Here is an 18,010-nt window from a genome sequence, read left to right as displayed (position 1 = left end):
GGCAGGGCCGGTCAGGGCGCTTAACTGCTGACTATCAACGGCCTGATCACGGGGGTTGCCAACCAGATGGCGCGTTACATTTTCATCACCGGTGGTGTTGTTTCTTCGTTGGGCAAGGGGTTGGCCTCGGCTGCACTTGGCGCGCTGTTGCAGGCGCGCGGGTTCTCGGTGCGGCTGCGCAAGCTCGACCCGTATCTCAACGTCGATCCCGGCACCATGAGCCCGTTCGAGCACGGCGAGGTCTTCGTCACCGATGACGGCGCCGAAACCGACCTCGACCTGGGCCACTACGAACGCTTTACCGGGGTTGCGGCGCGCGCCACCGACTCGGTCAGCTCGGGGCGCATCTATTCCAACGTTCTGGAAAAGGAACGCCGCGGCGACTACCTTGGCAAGACGATCCAGGTGATCCCGCACGTCACCAATGAGATCAAGCACTTCCTCGACATCGGCGATAACGAGGTCGATTTCATGCTGTGCGAGATCGGCGGCACCGTCGGCGATATCGAGGGGCTGCCCTTCTTCGAGGCGATTCGCCAGTTCTCGCAGGATCGCCCGCGCGGGCAGTGCATCTTCATGCATCTCACGCTGCTGCCCTACCTGGCCGCCAGCGGCGAGCTGAAAACCAAACCCACCCAGCACAGCGTCAAGGAATTGCGCAGCATCGGCATCGCGCCCGACGTGCTGGTATGCCGATCGGAACAGCCGATCCCCGAGAAAGAACGCGAAAAGATCGGCCTGTTCTGCAACGTGCGCAAGGAAAACGTCATTCCCGCCTACGATCTGGTTTCGATCTACGAGGCGCCGCTGGCCTATCACCGCGTCGGGCTGGACCAGGCGGTGCTGGATGCCTTCGGCATTTCGCCCGCGCCGCGCCCGCACCTGGCGGTGTGGGAGGATGTCGTCGACCGCATCCACAACCCCGAGGGCGAGGTGCGCGTCGCCATCGTCGGCAAGTACACGCAGCTCGAAGACGCCTACAAGTCGATCCGCGAGGCGCTGACCCATGGCGGCATGGCCAACCGCGTCAAGGTGCGGGTGGACTGGGTCGATGCCGAGGTCTTCGACACCGAAGACCCGGCGGCGCGGCTGGAAGGCTTCCACGCCATCGTGGTGCCCGGCGGTTTCGGCGAGCGCGGCACCGAGGGCAAGATCAAGGCGGCCGAGTTCGCCCGCACCCGCAAGATCCCCTACTTGGGCATTTGTCTGGGCATGCAGATGGCGGTGATCGAGGCGGCACGCAACGTCGCCGGCCTGCCCACCGCCGGGTCGGAGGAATTCGACCACGAGGCCGGCCAGACCCGGTTCGAACCGGTGGTCTACCACCTCAAGGAATGGGTGCAGGGCAGCCGCCGGATCGAACGGCGCGTCGATGACGACAAGGGCGGCACCATGCGGCTGGGCGCCTACGAGGCAAAGCTGGCCGAGGGCTCGCGGGTGGCGGCGATCTACGGCACCACCAGGATCGAGGAACGCCACCGCCACCGCTACGAGGTGGACACCAAGTACCGCGACAAGCTGGAAGCCTGCGGGCTGAAATTCTCGGGCATGTCACCCGACGGGCGCCTGCCCGAGATCGTCGAATGGGACGATCACCCGTGGTTCATCGGGGTGCAGTTCCACCCCGAGCTGAAATCCAAGCCCTTCGCCCCGCACCCGCTGTTTGCCGATTTCGTGCGCGCGGCGGTGGAGACGAGCAGGCTGGTGTGACGATGCGCGGGCGTTGCGCCGCAGTACTTGCACTGCCGTTGTTTCTGCTGTCGACAGGCGCATCGCCGCAAGACGGGGCTCCGGTTGTGATCGTCACGGCCGATTACGACACGCTCGCCGCGCAACTGGACGGGCGGATGGATTTCGAAGACCTGCCCGCGACAGCCGAACCAGGCGTGATCCTCGACAAAGTATACCGGGTGCCCGGTGCCGCCCTTGCAGAGCACTTCGCCGGCCAGAGCGTCAGCATACGCCACCTGCCAGAGGCATGGGGCGGCGGGCGGCACGACGAACTGTCACATGCCGACCTGCGCGCGCCGCTCGCGCTGCGATCCGGGACGGCGGGGCAATCGCTGACCGTGGCCCAGCATCGCGGGTTCGGGTCGGGCGCGGTGTTCCCGGTCGGCCCGAACGGCGCACAAGCGCGCTCGGGTCGCGGCGAGGGGGCCCTGGCGCTGTTGTTCGACAGCGACCAGCAGGCTGTCGGCCTTCGCATCCACGCCGATTATGCCGACCCGCTGGGAGGGCGGCCGCCGCCCGGCGTCGCGACGGTGCAATTCCATGCCCGCGACGGCACCCGGCTTGGCATTGAGGCCCTGACCCTCGGGCACGGAGTCGCATCGTTCGGCTTCGTGGTGCAAGGCGCCGGTGCGGGCATCGCCGCGATCACCATCCACAACACCGATCCCGGCGGCATTGCCATCGACGACATCGTTTTCGCCCTTGCGCCGCTGACCGGTTGACGCTGAACTGGCACCGACCTGAATACACCGGCAAGGAGGAATGCAATGGCCAAGGGATACTGGGTTGCGCATGTGGATGTTGACGACCCCGACGCATACGAGGCCTACAAGGCCGCCAACGCGGCGCCGTTCGCGGAGTACGGCGCGCGCTTCCTGGTGCGCGGCGGCACGCGCGAATGCCGCGAGGGCGCGGCCCGCGCCCGTACCGTGGTGATCGAGTTTCCCAGCTACGAGGCGGCGCTGGCGTGCTACGATTCGCCCGGCTACCAGGCGGCCAAGGCGCTGCGCGACCCGGTCTCGACCGGCGATCTGGTGATCGTCGAAGGCTATGACCCTGCCTGAGCGCCGCGGTTTCGCATTGGCGCGCGGCGTGAACCGGGCTATATGAACGTCATGTTGTCAAACCTGCTCAAGACCCTCTTCGTGCCCGAGCCAAAACCGCTGAGCGATCACGACGCGCGGCTGGCACTGACGGCGCTGCTGGTGCGCGTGGCGCGCGCCGACGAGGCCTACGAGGCCGACGAGATCGCCCATATCGACCGCATCGTCGCCACCCGGTACGGCCTGACGCACGCCGAGGCCAAGGCCCTGCGCCGCGAAGCCGAGGATGTCGAGGCCCACGCCCCCGACACGGTGCGCTTTACCCGCGCGATCAAGGACTCGGTGGCCTATGAAGACCGCCTGGCCGTGATCGAGGCGCTGTGGCAGGTGGCGTTGGCTGACGGGGAGCGCGACCATCACGAGGATTCGCTGCTGCGCATGGTCGCCAACCTGCTGGGCATCAACGATCGCGACAGCGCCCTGGCGCGTCAGCGTGTAGACACCGGCCAGTGACCCGCCCGCGACGATGATCGCAAGCCTGCCCATGTATGACCGGCCCGAGACCCGCGCGGCCAATGACCGGCTGTGGCAGGCGGTGCGCGACGAGTTGGGGCGCGGCCCCGCGCGGCTTTCCCGCGGCGGCGATGCGTGGGCCGACTGGCTGGCGCCCGAGCTGTTGTTGTCGCAGACCTGCAGCCTGCCCTACCGCACCCGGCTGCGCGGGCGCGTGACATTGCTGGGCGCACCCGACCTGGGGCTGCCGGGGTGCCCGCCGGGCCACTACCGCAGCCTGTTGGTGGTGCGCCGCGACGCGCAAGGCACACGGCTGGCCGATTTCGCCGCGCAAACGCTGGCCTATAACGAGGGGTGTTCGCAATCGGGCTGGGCGGCGCCGGTTCTATATGCGCACCGGTTGGGGCTGCGCTTTGGCCGCACGCTGCGCAGCGGCGGGCACGCGGCCTCGGCCCGTGCCGTGGCCACGGGGCGCGCCGACATCGCGGCCATCGACGCGGCCAGCTGGCGGCTGATCCGCCGGCACGACGATTTCGCCGACCGGCTGCGCGTGCTGTGCGCCACCCCGCCCACGCCGGGGCTGCCCTATATCACCGCCGCCACGCGCGACCCGGCCCCGATCCGCGCCGCGCTGCGCCGCGCCATCGCCGCGCTTGACGCCGACGCGCGCGCGGTACTGGGGCTGCGGGCGCTGATCGACGTCCCCGAGGGGGCCTACCTGCGCCTTCCCGTACCGCCCGCACCCGCCGGTGACCAGCCGCCGGGATGATGGCGGATTGGCCTTCCCAGGGGTCAATTCGGCCGGATTCCGGCGGTGGATTTCGAATTGGACATTGCATTGGTGGACATTTTCCGCCCTATTGTCATGTGTTACAGACCTGTGACCTACAGCGGAGCGCACGCATGGCCGAGGCCCCCCCGGTGATCGAAATCCGCAACCTGCACAAAGCCTTCGGCGCGCTGGAGGTACTCAGGGGGGTGGATATCTCGGCCCGGCGCGGTGACGTGGTGTCGCTGATCGGGTCTTCGGGGTCGGGAAAATCGACGCTTCTGCGCTGCGCCAACCTGCTGGAAGACAGCCAGCAAGGCGAGATCGTGTTCAAGGGCGAGCCCGTCAAGTGGCGCGGCAGCGGCGCGCACCGCCACCCCGCCGACGCCAGGCAGGTACTGCGCATCCGCACCAACCTTTCCATGGTGTTCCAGCAGTTCAATCTCTGGGCGCACATGACCATCCTGCAAAACGTGATGGAGGCGCCCGTGACGGTGCTGGGCCGGGATCGCGCCGAGGTCGAGACCGCCGCACGCGGCTATCTCGACAAGGTCGGGATCGGCGACAAGGCCGATGTCTATCCCGCCCAGCTTTCCGGCGGTCAGCAACAGCGCGCGGCGATCGCGCGGGCGCTGTGCATGGAACCCGAGGCGCTGCTTTTCGACGAGCCGACCTCGGCGCTCGACCCAGAGCTAGAACAGGAGGTGGTGCGCGTGATCAAGGATCTCGCCGCCGAGGGGCGGACCATGGTGCTTGTCACCCACGACATGAAGCTGGCGCGTGATCTGTCCGATCACGTCGTCTTCCTTCACCTGGGTCTGATCGAAGAAGAAGGCGCGCCGGAGGTTCTCTTCGGCCAGCCAAAATCCGAGCGGCTGCGGCAGTTCCTCAGTTCGACCGTGGCCGCCTGAACGGAAACCAACCACCAACCAAGAGGGAGAAACTCATGAAGAAACTGATTGCGACCGCCGCCGTGGTGGCCTTTAGCGCCGGTATGGCCTGGGCCCAGGACACCGTGCGCCTGGGCACCGAGGGCGCCTACCCACCGTGGAACTTCATCAACGACGCCGGCGAGATCGACGGCTTCGAGCGCGAACTGGGCGACGAGCTGTGCAAGCGCGCCGAGCTCGACTGCACCTGGGTGACCAACGACTGGGATTCGATCATCCCGAACCTGGTGTCGGGCAACTACGATGTGATCATCGCCGGCATGTCGATCACCGAAGAGCGCGACCAGGTGATCGACTTCACCCAGAACTACACCCCGCCCGACCCGTCATCCTACATCGCCATGTCCATGGACATCGACCTCGAAAACGGCGTGATCGCGGCACAGGCCAACACGATCCAGGCCGGCTTCGTCGCCGAACAGGGCTGGACGCTGGTGGAATACGCCACGCCCGAGGAAACCATCGCCGCGGTGCGCAACGGCGAGGCCGACGCGGTGCTGGCCGACAAGTCGTATCTCACACCGATCGCCGACGAAGAGGCCGACCTGATGCTGCTCGACCGCGAGGAAGCGATCGGCGGCGGCGTGGGCCTTGGCGTGCGCGAATCCGACACCGAACTGAAGGCCACGCTCGACGCGGCCATCCAGTCGATGAAGGACGACGGCAGCCTCAACGATCTGATCAAGAAATGGGATGTCGCCTCGACGTTCTGAGGTCAACCGATCACCGGGCGGGCCTTCGGGGTCCGCCCGCTCCGGGGAGACAGGGCCATTTTCGATTTCTGCACCGATCCGGACACTCTCTACGGCGTCCGCTGGCTTGCCTGTTACCTCACCACCGGCAAGCACATGGCGCTTTACACCTCGGTCCTGGTGGTGCTGGCACTTCTGGGCATAACGGCGCCCGCGGCGCTTCTCTTCGGCTTCGGGGGGGCGACGCTCGCGCGCTCGCGCATCCTGCCGCTGCGGATTTTCGGCAAGGCCTATATCGCGCTGGTGCGCGGCGTGCCGGACATCGCCTTTTTCCTTTTCTTCGTGATCGCGCTCGACCAGGCATTCGAGTGGATTCGACACAAGATCAAGTGCCCCGACTGGGACCAGCCCATTCGTCAGGGCAACGATTTCATTGTCTGCGACGCGGCCAAGCTGCCCTTGGGCAACGCGCCGCAATGGATACATGAAACCTACGGGTTCTTCCTGGCGGTACTGACCTTCGCCATCGTCTTCGGCGCGTTCTCGGCCAACGTCCTTTACGGGGCAATGCGCGCGGTGCCGCGGGCGCAACTGGAAACGGCCGAGGCCTATGGCATGTCGCGCCATCAGACCTTCTGGCGCATCCTCGTGCCGCAGATGTGGCTTTATGCCCTGCCGGGGCTTTCCAACCTCTGGATGGTGCTGATCAAGGCGACGCCGCTGCTGTTTCTGCTGGGGGTCGAGGATATCGTCTACTGGGCGCGCGAACTGGGCGGCACCGCCAACCCGCGCTTCACCGCCTACCCGCATGGCGACTGGCGGGTGTGGTATTTCCTGGCTCTGCTGGTTTTCTACCTGATCTTCACGCGGGTTTCCGAGGTTTTCCTTGAAAAGCTGATGGTGAAATTCAGCCACGGCCAGGCCACTTCGGGCGGCAGGGCACAGGGTAAAGCGGCATGAGTTGCTGGCAGACGGTCCAGGATTACGGCCTGCGCAGCGTCGGCATCGGCGAACGGCTGCTGCCGCGCGAGGATTTCACCCTGTGCGAGCAAGTCACGCTGATCGGCTCGGGGATGATCTGGAACATCTATTTCGGCACCCTGGCACTGCTGGCGGGGTTCTTTCTGGCCACCGCCGTGGCCGTCGGCAAGAGCGCGCGCAACCGGCTCGTGCGCAAGTCGTCGGAATGGTTCATTTTCGTCTTCCGCGGCTCGCCGCTGTTCATCCAGTTCTTCTTTGCCTATTTCCTGTTCCTGTCGCTGAAGTCGGTGCACCCGGCGTTCGACCCGTTCACCTCGGCCTGGCTGGGGGCCCTGGTGGTGCTGTTTCTCAACACCGCCGCCTATTCCGGCGAAATATTTTATGGCGCCCTGCGCGCCATCCCCAGCGGCGATATCGAGGCGGCGGACGCCTACGGGTTTTCCGGCTGGGCGCGGTTCCGGCGCATCGTCTGGCCGACCATGCTGCGCCTGGCTTGGCCCGCCTACATCAACGAGGCGATCTTCCTCTTCCATGCCACGACGCTGGTATACTTTTCCGGTTTCCCGGCCTGGCGACAGAAGGGCGACGCGCTCTATTACGCCAGCTATTTCGCCGACAAGACCTTCAATCCGTTCGTCCCCTACCCGATCCTGGCGGGCTATTTCATCCTGCTCACGCTGTGTATCATCGGCCTGTTCGGGCTGGTCAACAGACGCCTGAACCGGCATCTTCCGCAAGAAGCACGGCGAAAAATTCGCTTGCGTCCCAATCTTATCCGGTAGTATCCAATATTTGATCAAATTTTAACGCCATGGGCTGACACCGCTCGCCAAACCCTGCCGGGGGATGGGGCATCGCTGCCAATGATTTGATCACAATAACGCACACGGGCTCCCTGCTCCGCCATCGGTCGGGCGTGCCGGGCCCCAACCCGCCGGGTGACAGGAATGAAGAACTGGCTCAGGAAACACCCAGAGGTGCGCACCATCCGCGTCGCCGCCTCGGATCTCAACGGTCAGCCGCGCGGCAAGCGCGTGCCGACGCGCTTTGCCGACAAGGTGGTCGAGGATGGCACCCGGTTTCCGCTGTCGGTGCTCAACCTCGACATCTGGGGCGAGGATATCGACGACAGCCCGCTGGTGTTCGATTCGGGCGATGCCGATGGTGTGCTCAAACCGACCGAACGCGGCTTCATGCCGATGCCGTGGCTGGAGGCGCCCACGGCGCTGCTGCCGATCTGGATGTTCCGCGAGGATGGCCGCCCCTATGACGGCGACCCGCGCCAGGCGCTGCGCGCGGTGCTTGACCGCTACAAGGCGCGCGGCCTGACGCCGGTGGTCGCGGTGGAGCTGGAATTCTTCCTGATCGACGATTCGGGCCGCAACCTGCAGGTGCCGATCAGCCCGCGCTCGGGCAAGCGGCGCAAGGCGGCCGAGACGATGTCGGTGCGCGCGCTGGATCAGTTCGACATCTTCTTCACCGATCTTTACGACGCCTGCGAAGAGATGGACATCCCCGCCGACACCGCCATTTCCGAAGCCGGACTGGGCCAGTTCGAGATCAACCTGATGCATTGCGACGACGCCCTGCGCGCCGCCGACGATGCCTGGCTGTTCAAGATGCTGGTCAAGGGGATGGCGCGGCGGCACGGGTTCGCCGCCTCGTTCATGGCCAAGCCCTATGACGACTACCCCGGGTCGGGGCTGCACACGCATTTCTCGCTGCTCGACAAGGAAGGCAACAACGTCTTCGACGATGGCGGGCCCAAAGGCACCGACACCTTGCGCCACGCCATCGCCGGGTGCCTGAACGCCATGCACGACAGCACGCTGGTCTTTGCCCCCCACGCCAACAGCTACGATCGCATGGTGCCCGACGCCCACGCGCCCACCGGCATCTGCTGGGCCTACGAGAACCGCACCGCCGCCATCCGTGTGCCCTCGGGCAGCCCCAAGGCGCGGCGCATCGAACACCGCGTGGCGGGCGGCGACGTCAACCCGTACCTGATGCTGGCCGCGATCCTGGGCGCCGCGCTTTGCGGTATCGAGGACGGGCTTGAGCCGCCCGCGCCGATCACCGGCAACGCCTACGCGCTGGACCTGCCGCACATCCCCGACACCTGGGCCGGTGCCATCGACGCGTTCGAGGGCTCGGACATCGTGAAGCGCATCTTCGCGCCCGAACTGATCCGCAACCTGGTGCTGACCAAGCGCCAGGAAATGCATTACATGGGCGAACTGACCCCGGATGAACAGGCGGAAATCTATCTCGACTCGGTCTGAAACACGCTCCGAGCCACCCTTGCCTGCCGGGCTTCTCCGCCATAGCCTTGCGCCATTCCAACCAACCGGTGATCCATGAAAATCGGCATCCTGCAAACCGGCCACGCCCCCGCCGAAGTCGTCGACACCCTGGGCGACTACTCAGACATGTTCATGCGGCTGCTGTCGGGGCACGGCTTCGATTTCGAAACGTGGTCCGTTGTCGACAACCAGTTCCCCCCCGGCCCCGAGGCCGCCGATGGCTGGCTTGTCACCGGCTCGAAACACGGCGCCTACGAGGATCACCCCTGGATCCCGCCGCTCGAGGCGTTGCTGCGTGACATCGCCGCCTCGGGCCGGCCTCTGATCGGCATCTGTTTCGGCCACCAGATCATCGCCCAGGCCCTGGGCGGGCGGGTCGAAAAGTTCTCGGGCGGCTGGGCGATCGGCCCGCAGGAGTATGATTTCGACGGCACCCCGATAACCCTCAACGCCTGGCACCAGGACCAGGTGGTCGAGAAACCCGCCGCCGCGCGCGTGATCGCCACCCACCCGTTCTGCCGCAATGCCGGGCTGGCCTATGGCGACACCGTGCTGACGGTGCAACCGCACCCCGAGTTCAACGCCGAGATGGTCGATTCACTGATCCGCCATCGCGGCCCCGGCCTGATCGACGATGCGCTGCTCGACGATGCCCGCGACCGCCTCGAAACGCCGCTGGACGCGCAAACCTTCGCCGACCGGATGGCGGACTTCTTCAAGAGGACCACCTCATGACCGAATGGACCGACAACCTGCCCGACCATGCCCGCGCCTACCTCGATGGGCGCCGCCTGGACGAGGTCGAATGCATCATCTCGGACCTGCCCGGCATCGCCCGCGGCAAGGCGGTGCCAGCCAGCAAGTTCGCCCGGCAGGATTACTTCCACCTGCCCGACAGCATCTTCTACCAGACCATCACCGGCGACTGGGGCGAGGCCGCCGGCGACGACGGGTTCATCGAACGCGACATGATCCTGAAACCGGACATGTCCACCGCCTCGGCGGCACCGTGGACGGGCGACTGGACGCTGCAGGTCATACACGACGCCTATGACCGCCACGGCGCGGCGATCGAATGCGCCCCGCGCAACGTGCTGCGCCGGGTGGTCGAGCTTTACCACGCGCAAGGCTGGAACCCCGTCGTCGCGCCCGAGATGGAATTCTACCTGGTGGCGCGCAACGTGGACCCCGCCAAGAGCATCGAACCGATGATCGGCCGCTCGGGCCGCCCCGCCGCCGCGCGCCAGGCCTATTCGATGACCGCGGTCGATGAATTCGGCCCTGTCATCGACGACATCTACGACTTCGCCGAGGCGCAGGGATTCGAGATCGACGGCATCACCCAGGAAGGCGGCGCCGGGCAACTGGAAATCAACCTGCGCCACGGCGACCCGGTTAAGCTGGCCGACGAGGTGTTCTTCTTCAAGCGGCTGATCCGCGAGGCGGCGATGCGCCATGACTGTTTCGCCACCTTCATGGCCAAGCCGATTGCCGAGGAACCCGGCTCGGCCATGCACATCCACCACTCTGTGCTCGACATCGAAACCGGACACAACATATTCGCCGGCCCGCAGGGCGGCGAAACCGATGCCTTCTTCCACTATATCGGCGGGCTGCAACGGCACCTGCCCTCGGCCATCGCGGTGCTGGCGCCCTACGTCAACTCCTACCGCCGCTATGTGCGCGACCAGGCCGCACCGATCAACCTGGCCTGGGGGCGCGACAACCGCACCACCGGCATCCGCGTGCCGTTGTCGGGCCCCGAGGCGCGCCGGGTGGAAAACCGCCTGGCGGGCATGGATTGCAACCCCTACCTCGGCATCGCCGCCAGCCTCGCCTGTGGCTACATGGGCCTGATGGACGAGGTCCGCCCCGACCGCCAGTTCAAGGGCGACGCCTATGACGGCGAGGGCGAGATCCCCCGCGTGCTGGGCCAGGCGCTCGACCTCTTCGATGCCGCCACCGACCTGCACGATATCCTCGGTTCCGAGTTCGCCCGCGTCTACAGCATCGTCAAGCGCACCGAGTACGAGGAATTCCTCCAGGTCATCAGCCCTTGGGAGCGTGAACACCTGCTCATCAACGTCTGATCCTCTCCTCGCCGCCGGCGTTTCTTCTGGCCACAAATATCCCGGGGGAGTCGCGCGGCACGCGCGGCGGGGGCAGCGCCCCCACCATCGCCCGAACCTCGAAAGACCAGCCGCATGAACCTGCTCCACGCCAACGACCGCCCCGGCACCTACCCCGATAGCTGGTATGCCGCCACCACCACGCCGCTGCCGCCGTTCGAGCCGCTACACGGCGACACGCGCGCCGATGTCTGCGTGGTAGGCGCCGGTTACACGGGGCTGTCGGCGGCGCTTCACTTGGCCGAGGCGGGCTTTGATGTCGTTCTGCTCGATGCGCACCGCGTGGGCTTCGGCGCCTCGGGGCGCAATGGCGGGCAACTGGGCAGCGGCCAGCGCGTCGAACAGGACGCGCTGGAACGTCTCGTAGGCCCCGAAGACGCGATGCGGCTGTGGCAACAGGCCGAAGAGGCCAAGGATCTGGTCAAGGGCCTGATCGACCGCCACGCCATCGACTGCCACCTGAAACCGGGCGTGGCGCATGCCTGTTTCACCCGCCGCGAAATGGCCGCCGAGCACGCCCACGCCGACCACCTCAACAGCCGCTACGGCTATGACCAGGTGGAAAAGCTCGACGCCGAAGAGTTCGCCGCGCTGTGCCCCTCGCCGGCCTATCACGGCGGCACGCTCGACCACGGCGCGGCGCATCTGCATCCGCTGGCCTACGCTCTGGGGCTGGCACGCGCGGCCCGTGACGCCGGCGTGCGCATCTTCGAGCGCAGCGAGGTGCGCGCGCTCGACCATGGTGCGCAGCCGGTGGTGCACACCGAAACGGGACGGGTACAAGCCGACCACCTGATCCTGGCCTGCAACGGCTACCTCGGCGGGCTGGATGCGCAAGTGGCGCGCCGGGTAATGCCGATCAACAATTTCATCGCCGCGACCGAACCGTTGGGTGCCGAGACCGCCCGCGTGCTGACCCGCGACGTCGCCGTCGCCGACACCAAGTTCGTGATCAACTATTTCCGCCTCAGCCACGATGGCCGGTTGCTGTTCGGCGGCGGCGAAAGCTATGGCTACCGTTTCCCGCGCGATATCGCCGCGCTGGTGCGCAAGCCGATGTGCCAGATCTTCCCGCATCTGCGCGACGTGGGAATCGACCACGCCTGGGGCGGCACCCTGGCCATCACCATGAAGCGGCTGCCCTATCTGGTGCGGCTGGCGCCCAACATCCTGTCGGCCTCGGGTTATTCGGGGCACGGGGTGGGAACCGCCACCCATGCCGGTATGCTGATGGCGCAGGCCATCGCCGGACAGGCCGAGGGCTTCGACACCATGGCACGCCTGCCGCACACGCCGTTTCCCGGCGGGGCGGCCATGCGCACACCGCTGCTGACGCTGGCGATGAGCTGGTTTGCCCTGCGCGACCGGCTGGGCCTTTAGCACACGCCGCGCGCGCCGCACCTCCGCTTGCCACGGGACTTATCGCCGCGCCCCTCGCGGGCGCCGGGGGCTTTGCTTTTCGGTTCGGTTCGTTTAGGAAATCGGAAAGGAAATTTCAGGAAAGCCGAAATCCCGATGTCCCTGCCGCCCAATGTCTACGATGCCGAGCCGATCCCCGCCGCCGCCCGAGAAGAGATCGAGCGGCTCTTGCAGACCGGCGATCTGTTCCGCTACACCGCGCCGCAGGATGCGCCGGTGTCGCTGCTGGAACGCGAATTCGCCGACGCGCTTGGCAGCGGCTACGCGCTTGCGGTCAGCAGTTGCTCGGCGGCGTTGTTCCTGTCGCTCAAGGCGCTTGATCTGCCGCGCGGCGCGCGGGTGCTGGTTCCCGCGTTCACCTTCGCCGCCGTGCCCTCGGCCGTCGTGCACGCCGATTGCACGCCGGTGCTGTGCGAGGTGGGCGACAACTACCGCATCGACATCGACGACTTCGCCAAACGGCTCGACCACAGCATCGACGCCGTCATCATCAGCCACATGCGCGGCCACACCTCGGACATGGACGCGATCATGGCCCTGGCCGAGACCCGCGGCGTGCCGGTGATCGAGGACGCGGCGCATTCGCTGGGCACCACCTGGCACGGCCAGCGCATCGGCACCATCGGGCGCGTGGGCTGCTTCAGCTTCCAGAGCTACAAGCTGCTCAATTCCGGCGAAGGCGGCATGATGATCACCGACGATGCCGACATCATGGCCCGCGCGGTGATCATGTCGGGCGCCTATGAGCACAACTGGTCAAAGCACATGGCCGCCACCGAAGAAGACGCGCAGGCGCTGCACGAGGCTTTTGCTCGGTGGCAGAACCGCCTGCCGCTATACAACCTGCGGATGGGCAATCTCAGCGCCGCGTTGCTGCGCCCGCAGATACCCGAACTGCCCCGCCGCATCGCCGACGGGCGGCGCAACCATGACTACGTCGCCGAACGGCTGAACCTGTCGCCCTGGATCGAGGTGCCGGCCAAGCTGGACCCGGAGGAACGCGCCCCCGATTCCATCCAGTTCAACCTTGTGGGCATGGCACAGGACCAAGTCGAGGCGTTCTCGCGCGCCGCGGCCGAACGCGGCGTCAAGGTGCAGGTTTTCGGGCTGAGCGCCGACAACGCGCGCGCGTTCTGGAACTGGCAGTTCCTGGGCGAGTTGCCCGAGTTGCCGCGCACCCGCCAGATGCTGATGCGGGCCTGCGACACCCGCCTGCCGGCGCGGCTGCAACTGCCCGAACTTGACGTGATCGCCGAAGCGCTGGTGCGCGCCGCGCAGGACGTGATGGGCAACATCCGCGGCTACGGCACCTGATCGCGGGCAAGGCGCGCCCGATAGAGGGCCCTGGCGTGAGCTTGCAACGCGCCGCCCGCCGCGCCAGCGACGGGGCGCGCCCGATCCGGCCTTTTCCTGACCTGCGTCAGAGCACCCGCAGGTGCGCCGCCATGAACGGGTGCGCCGCAATCGCCGGGGTCACAACCGCCTCTTGCAACAGCGGCTTGATCAGCGCCGCCAGGTGGGCCGGCATGTCGCCCAGCTCCCCGCGCCGCGCGGTCAACGAGATCGTCCGCTCCAGCGACGCGAAGGGCAGCTCCGCCACGTCGAGGCTGCCGGCGAAGCGCCGCGCGCGCATCAGCGCCAGCGGCGTCAGGATGGTCCAGCCCGCGCCCTGGGCCACCAGCGCCAGGATGGCGTGGTAGCTGTCCAGTTCGAACCGGTGCGACAGGCGCAGATCCTGCCGCGCCAGATGCGCAGCGATCTGCCGGCCCATGTAATGGCGACTGCTGTATTGCACCAGCGGCATCGCCCGCAGCCGGTCCAGAACGCCCGCATGGTCAAGGGCCAGTTCGCCCAGGGTACCGCGCGGCGCCGCCACCACGAATCCCTCGCTCAGCAGCGGGTGCTGCTCGGCCCAGTCGGGGATCGCGCCCATCTCGGCGGCCACCGCAACGTCAAGCGCGCGGGCATCGAGTTGGTCGTGCAAATGGTGGCTTGCCCCGGTCTCCAGCAAAAACTGGCAGTGACTCATCTCGTGCGCCAGCCCGGTCAGCAACTGCGGCGTCACGTCGGCCTCGAAATCCTCGATCATGCCCAGCCGGAACCGGGTCAGCGCCGTCATGTCGGTCATCGCCAGTTCGCTGCGCGCCAGCGCCGCCTCGTTGAGGATGGTGCCGGCGCGACGGCGAAACAGCTCTCCGGCCGGGGTCAGCACCACCGGCCGGGCGTTGCGCACCAGAAGCGCCGCGCCGATCGCGCCTTCGAGGTTGGTCAATTGCTGACTGACCGCCGAGGGGCTGGCCCCCAGACGCCGCGCCGCGGCCGAGATGCTGCCCTCCTCCGCCGTGGCGACGAACACCTCAATCCCCCAGAGGGTTATCCGGCCGGGGCTATCGACCATCGCGGCCTACTTGTTCATCTTTGACAGCTTGTCTTGCAATTCGGCCAGTTGGCGCTTGATCTCGTCGAGATCCTCTTCGCCGCCGTCCGCCTCGGACCCGCCACCCGAAGGCCCGGTACTGCCGGCCACGCCGCTGGTCATCGCCTTGAGGAACGCCTCCTGCTGGGCCTGCATCGCCTCGAACCCGGGCATCTTGGCCATCGGGTTCGCCTTGACCATTTTCTCCATCATCTGGCTCTGGCCATCGCGCAGCATGTCGAACGACATTTGCAGGAACTGCGGCACGATCGACCCGGCCTGGCTGGTATAGCTGCGCACCAGGTCGTTGAGCACGTTGACCGGCAGCACGCTTTCGCCGCGGCTTTCGTGTTCGGCAATGATCTGGAGCAGGTATTGACGGGTCAGGTCGTCGCCGGATTTCAGATCGACGATCTGCACCTCGCGGCCCTCGCGGATGAACCGCGCGATATCCTCCAGCGTGACGTAATCGCTGGTTTCGGTGTTGTAGAGCCGGCGGCTCGCGTAGCGTTTGATCAGAAGCGGTTTGGCGTCGTCGGCCACGGGCGATCCTCCCAGATGCAGCAGTGCAGCAATCCTAGGGCAGGTGCCGACAAATTGAAAGGGCGGGCTTGGCAGCCCGCCCCGATGACATCGACAGGGAGGAAGTCGATGCGTCGCGCTTACTTGGCCTGTGCGGTGGCCTTCTTGGCGGCGGTGCTCGCCTCCTTGGTGGCCTTCTGCATGGCCGACTGGGCTTCTTCGCCCATGTCCTTGCCGGCAGCCATCATCAGCTCGACCGTGTCCATCTGAACCTTCTTCGCGACTTCGGCGAAGGCGGCCATGTTCTCGGCGGCGACTTCGGCCTGCGCCGAGGCGAAATCGGTCATCGACTTGGCATAGTCGGCCGGATCGGTCTTGGCCTTGCTCATGTCGGCCATCTTGGCCAGAGTGTCCTTGGTCCACTTGCTGGAGATTTCCGAGGACTTCCCAACCGCATCCAGCGCCACGCCGGACAGCTTTTCGTTCAGCGTCGCCTGGTTCTTGAACGCGTTTTCCATCGCCTTGGTGTCGACGGGGAATGCGCCCATCATGTCCTTCATCATGGCGGTCATGTCGGTCATGTCATTTGCCTTGGTCATGTCTCAAATCCTTTTCTGAGCCTGCGGGGAGGGAGCGCCCCGCCTTTGTTGTTCTGAACACAATATGCATGCTGCGACGCAGCATTTCAAGGAATTTATGCCGCGATGCAGCGATAATTTCCAAAACAATTTGGAATCAGTCGTTTAACGCGCGATCGACATAGCGCCCCGGCGCCGGTGCGAGCGGCGGGTGCTCCGAATCGCCCGGCGTGCGCGCGGGCACTATGCCGCCCGAGCGTTTCGCCAGCCACTTGCCCCAGCGCGGCCACCAACTGCCTTCGTGGTAGGTGGCGCCCTCCAGCCATTTCTCGGCCGGCAGGCTCAGCGCGGTGTTGGTATAGTGGCCGTACTTCTTCTTGCTGGGCGGGTTCACGATACCCGCGATATGCCCCGATTCCGACAGGATGAACGTGCGGCTGCGCGATTTCATCTGCTGCATGCCGCGGTAGCTGTCCTTCCACGCGGCGATGTGATCGGTCTGGCAGGCCACGACGCACACCGGCAGGTTGATGTCGCCAAGGTGAAGACGTTCATCCAACAGCTCGATCCCGCCATCGGCGAATTCGTTGCGCTGGCAAAGCTGGCGCAGGTACTGCATGGTCATGCGCCCCGGCAGGTTGGTGCCATCACCGTTCCAGTACAGCAGGTCGAAGGCCGGCGGCGCCTCGCCCAGCATGTAGCTGCGGATCGCCGGGCGGTAGATCAGGTCGTTCGAGCGCAAGAACGAAAAGGTGCGCGACATGATGAACGACCGCAGGATGCCGCGCTCGGCCAGCTCGGCCTCGATCGGGTCGATGAAATCGTCCTGAAGGAACGGCGTAAACTCGCCCTGGTCGGAAAAATCGGTCAGCGTGGTGAAGAAGCTCGCCGACTTGACCGAGTCGTCGCCGCGGTGCTTGAGCAGCGACAGCACCATCGCCAGCGTGGTGCCGCCGATGCAGTACCCAACCGCGTTGACCCGGCTTTCGCCGGTGATCGCCTTGACCTCGCGCAGCGCCGCCAGGTAGCCGCGCTCCATGTAATCCTCCAGCCCGATATCGGCATAGCTTTCGTCGGGGTTGACCCAGCTGACCACGAACAGCGTGAACCCCTGCTCGGTGATCCACTTGATCAGGCTGTTCCGGTCTTTCAGGTCGAGGATGTAGAACTTGTTGATCCAGGGCGGAAAGATGATCAGCGGCGTGGCGTGCACCTTTTCGGTCGCGGGCGCATACTGGATCAGTTCCATCATGTCGTTGCGATAAACCACCTGCCCCGGCGTGGTGGCAATGTTCTCGCCCAGCTTGAAGGCATCCGGACTCGACAGCCGCACCAGCAGTTCGCCGTCGTTGGCCTCTAGGTCAGACACCAGGTTTTCCAGCCCGCGCACCAGGCTTTCGCCGTCGGTCTCGACCGCGCGTTCCAGCGCGTCGGGGTTGGTGCCAAGGAAATTGGTCGGCGACATCATGTCGATGATCTGGCGCGAGAAATACTCCAGCCGCTTGCGCTCGACCGGGTCGAGCTCCTGCGCATCGGCCACCGCCTGCTCCACCGCCTGCGCGTTCAGCAGGTACTGTTGCTTGACGAAGTTGAAATAGGGATGCGTGCGCCACAGCGGATTGACAAAGCGCGGATCGTCGGGGGTTTCGTCCTCGGGCGCCTCCAGCCCGCCCTGCGCGATTGCCTGCTGCGCCTCGATGAAATGTTTCACCGACTTGCTCCAGTATTCGACCTGATGCTCGAACATGCGCGCCGGGTCGCGCATCATCTCGGACCAATACGCCGCGCCGGCCTTGAGGAACACGTCGCTGTCGGGGCCGCTGAGCGCCGGGCTGACCCCCTGTCGCGCCGTCAGGGCATGGACCAGGCGCTGCGACAGTTCCTCGACACGGGCCAGATTGGCGTTCAACCGCTCCAGGTTTTCCTTCGCGACGTCGTCGTTGGTTGTCATATTAAAGTTTTAC

Annotated in this window: 18 protein-coding genes; 14 read left to right on the top strand and 4 right to left on the bottom strand. The window is 66.0% G+C overall.

Going from position 1 to position 18,010, the window contains the following annotated elements; genetic code table 11:
- Positions 1-66 precede the first annotated feature (66 nt).
- From Q0L89_RS02940 to Q0L89_RS02875, 14 genes are all read left to right on the top strand, one after another.
- Entirely contained in the window at positions 67-1,710 is a 1,644-nt protein-coding gene (locus Q0L89_RS02940) for a CTP synthase (RefSeq protein WP_296762409.1), read from the top strand.
- A gap of 86 nt (positions 1,711-1,796) precedes the next feature.
- The gene (locus Q0L89_RS02935) at positions 1,797-2,453 is read left to right on the top strand and encodes a hypothetical protein (protein ID WP_296762408.1); all 657 of its coding nucleotides are present in this window, start codon (positions 1,797-1,799) and stop codon (positions 2,451-2,453) included.
- 45 nt (positions 2,454-2,498) lie between these two features.
- Positions 2,499-2,795 (top strand): DUF1330 domain-containing protein, encoded by a 297-nt coding sequence (locus Q0L89_RS02930; RefSeq protein WP_296762407.1) that lies wholly within the window; start codon positions 2,499-2,501, stop codon positions 2,793-2,795.
- 51 nt (positions 2,796-2,846) lie between these two features.
- Positions 2,847-3,287: a TerB family tellurite resistance protein gene (locus Q0L89_RS02925; protein ID WP_296762406.1), complete on the top strand. Its 441-nt coding sequence runs from the start codon at positions 2,847-2,849 to the stop codon at positions 3,285-3,287.
- A 13-nt stretch (positions 3,288-3,300) separates the two neighbouring features.
- A complete protein-coding gene (locus tag Q0L89_RS02920) occupies positions 3,301-4,056 on the top strand; it encodes a PhnD/SsuA/transferrin family substrate-binding protein (protein ID WP_296762404.1) in 756 nt (251 codons plus the stop codon).
- A 134-nt stretch (positions 4,057-4,190) separates the two neighbouring features.
- Positions 4,191-4,967: an ATP-binding cassette domain-containing protein gene (locus Q0L89_RS02915; RefSeq protein WP_296762403.1), complete on the top strand. Its 777-nt coding sequence runs from the start codon at positions 4,191-4,193 to the stop codon at positions 4,965-4,967.
- Positions 4,968-5,002: 35 nt separating this feature from the next.
- Positions 5,003-5,719, top strand: coding sequence for a transporter substrate-binding domain-containing protein (locus tag Q0L89_RS02910; RefSeq protein WP_296762402.1), 717 nt, complete (start codon positions 5,003-5,005; stop codon positions 5,717-5,719).
- Between the two features lie 57 nt (positions 5,720-5,776).
- Positions 5,777-6,658 (top strand): ABC transporter permease, encoded by an 882-nt coding sequence (locus Q0L89_RS02905; protein ID WP_296762483.1) that lies wholly within the window; start codon positions 5,777-5,779, stop codon positions 6,656-6,658.
- Positions 6,655-7,461: an ABC transporter permease subunit gene (locus tag Q0L89_RS02900; RefSeq protein WP_296762401.1), complete on the top strand. Its 807-nt coding sequence runs from the start codon at positions 6,655-6,657 to the stop codon at positions 7,459-7,461. The genes Q0L89_RS02905 and Q0L89_RS02900 overlap by 4 nt, the downstream gene beginning before the upstream one ends.
- A gap of 165 nt (positions 7,462-7,626) precedes the next feature.
- Positions 7,627-8,961 (top strand): glutamine synthetase family protein, encoded by a 1,335-nt coding sequence (locus tag Q0L89_RS02895; protein WP_296762399.1) that lies wholly within the window; start codon positions 7,627-7,629, stop codon positions 8,959-8,961.
- Between the two features lie 75 nt (positions 8,962-9,036).
- Entirely contained in the window at positions 9,037-9,717 is a 681-nt protein-coding gene (locus Q0L89_RS02890; protein ID WP_296762397.1) for a type 1 glutamine amidotransferase, read from the top strand.
- On the top strand, positions 9,714-11,072 hold the full coding sequence (locus Q0L89_RS02885) for a glutamine synthetase family protein (RefSeq protein WP_296762395.1): 1,359 nt from the start codon (positions 9,714-9,716) through the stop codon (positions 11,070-11,072). The genes Q0L89_RS02890 and Q0L89_RS02885 overlap by 4 nt, the downstream gene beginning before the upstream one ends.
- Before the next feature lie 114 nt (positions 11,073-11,186).
- Positions 11,187-12,491, top strand: a complete 1,305-nt coding sequence (locus Q0L89_RS02880; protein WP_296762394.1) for an FAD-binding oxidoreductase — start codon at positions 11,187-11,189, stop codon at positions 12,489-12,491.
- Positions 12,492-12,626: 135 nt separating this feature from the next.
- A complete protein-coding gene (locus tag Q0L89_RS02875) occupies positions 12,627-13,844 on the top strand; it encodes an aminotransferase class I/II-fold pyridoxal phosphate-dependent enzyme (RefSeq protein WP_296762393.1) in 1,218 nt (405 codons plus the stop codon).
- Between the two features lie 106 nt (positions 13,845-13,950).
- Here Q0L89_RS02875 and Q0L89_RS02870 read toward each other — a convergent pair whose 3' ends face one another.
- From Q0L89_RS02870 to phaC, 4 genes are all read right to left on the bottom strand, one after another.
- Complete coding sequence (locus Q0L89_RS02870; RefSeq protein WP_296762391.1) at positions 13,951-14,928, bottom strand: LysR family transcriptional regulator; 978 nt, start codon at positions 14,926-14,928, stop codon at positions 13,951-13,953.
- Between the two features lie 6 nt (positions 14,929-14,934).
- Positions 14,935-15,489: a polyhydroxyalkanoate synthesis repressor PhaR gene (gene phaR / locus Q0L89_RS02865; RefSeq protein ID WP_296762389.1), complete on the bottom strand. Its 555-nt coding sequence runs from the start codon at positions 15,487-15,489 to the stop codon at positions 14,935-14,937.
- Between the two features lie 119 nt (positions 15,490-15,608).
- Positions 15,609-16,067, bottom strand: a complete 459-nt coding sequence (locus tag Q0L89_RS02860; RefSeq protein ID WP_296762387.1) for a phasin family protein — start codon at positions 16,065-16,067, stop codon at positions 15,609-15,611.
- Between the two features lie 136 nt (positions 16,068-16,203).
- On the bottom strand, positions 16,204-17,997 hold the full coding sequence (gene phaC / locus Q0L89_RS02855; protein WP_296762385.1) for a class I poly(R)-hydroxyalkanoic acid synthase: 1,794 nt from the start codon (positions 17,995-17,997) through the stop codon (positions 16,204-16,206).
- Between the last annotated feature and the right edge of the window lie 13 nt (positions 17,998-18,010).

The sequence above is a fragment of the Sediminimonas sp. genome (assembly GCF_024637375.1).
Taxonomy (GTDB): Bacteria; Pseudomonadota; Alphaproteobacteria; order Rhodobacterales; family Rhodobacteraceae; genus Sediminimonas.
This window is presented reverse-complemented; position numbering and strand designations above follow the sequence as displayed.

What these genes read in the sequence shown, in the direction of transcription:
- Q0L89_RS02940 (WP_296762409.1), top strand. Translation starts at nt 67, where the DNA reads ATGGCGCGTTACATTTTCATCACCGGTGGTGTTGTTTCTTCGTTGGGC.
- Q0L89_RS02930 (WP_296762407.1), top strand. Translation starts at nt 2,499, where the DNA reads ATGGCCAAGGGATACTGGGTTGCGCATGTGGATGTTGACGACCCCGAC.
- Q0L89_RS02925 (WP_296762406.1), top strand. Translation starts at nt 2,847, where the DNA reads ATGTTGTCAAACCTGCTCAAGACCCTCTTCGTGCCCGAGCCAAAACCG.
- Q0L89_RS02920 (WP_296762404.1), top strand. Translation starts at nt 3,301, where the DNA reads ATGATCGCAAGCCTGCCCATGTATGACCGGCCCGAGACCCGCGCGGCC.
- Q0L89_RS02915 (WP_296762403.1), top strand. Translation starts at nt 4,191, where the DNA reads ATGGCCGAGGCCCCCCCGGTGATCGAAATCCGCAACCTGCACAAAGCC.
- Q0L89_RS02910 (WP_296762402.1), top strand. Translation starts at nt 5,003, where the DNA reads ATGAAGAAACTGATTGCGACCGCCGCCGTGGTGGCCTTTAGCGCCGGT.
- Q0L89_RS02900 (WP_296762401.1), top strand. Translation starts at nt 6,655, where the DNA reads ATGAGTTGCTGGCAGACGGTCCAGGATTACGGCCTGCGCAGCGTCGGC.
- Q0L89_RS02895 (WP_296762399.1), top strand. Translation starts at nt 7,627, where the DNA reads ATGAAGAACTGGCTCAGGAAACACCCAGAGGTGCGCACCATCCGCGTC.
- Q0L89_RS02890 (WP_296762397.1), top strand. Translation starts at nt 9,037, where the DNA reads ATGAAAATCGGCATCCTGCAAACCGGCCACGCCCCCGCCGAAGTCGTC.
- Q0L89_RS02885 (WP_296762395.1), top strand. Translation starts at nt 9,714, where the DNA reads ATGACCGAATGGACCGACAACCTGCCCGACCATGCCCGCGCCTACCTC.
- Q0L89_RS02880 (WP_296762394.1), top strand. Translation starts at nt 11,187, where the DNA reads ATGAACCTGCTCCACGCCAACGACCGCCCCGGCACCTACCCCGATAGC.
- Q0L89_RS02875 (WP_296762393.1), top strand. Translation starts at nt 12,627, where the DNA reads ATGTCCCTGCCGCCCAATGTCTACGATGCCGAGCCGATCCCCGCCGCC.
- Q0L89_RS02870 (WP_296762391.1), bottom strand. Translation starts at nt 14,928, where the DNA reads ATGGTCGATAGCCCCGGCCGGATAACCCTCTGGGGGATTGAGGTGTTC.
- Q0L89_RS02860 (WP_296762387.1), bottom strand. Translation starts at nt 16,067, where the DNA reads ATGACCAAGGCAAATGACATGACCGACATGACCGCCATGATGAAGGAC.
- phaC (WP_296762385.1), bottom strand. Translation starts at nt 17,997, where the DNA reads ATGACAACCAACGACGACGTCGCGAAGGAAAACCTGGAGCGGTTGAAC.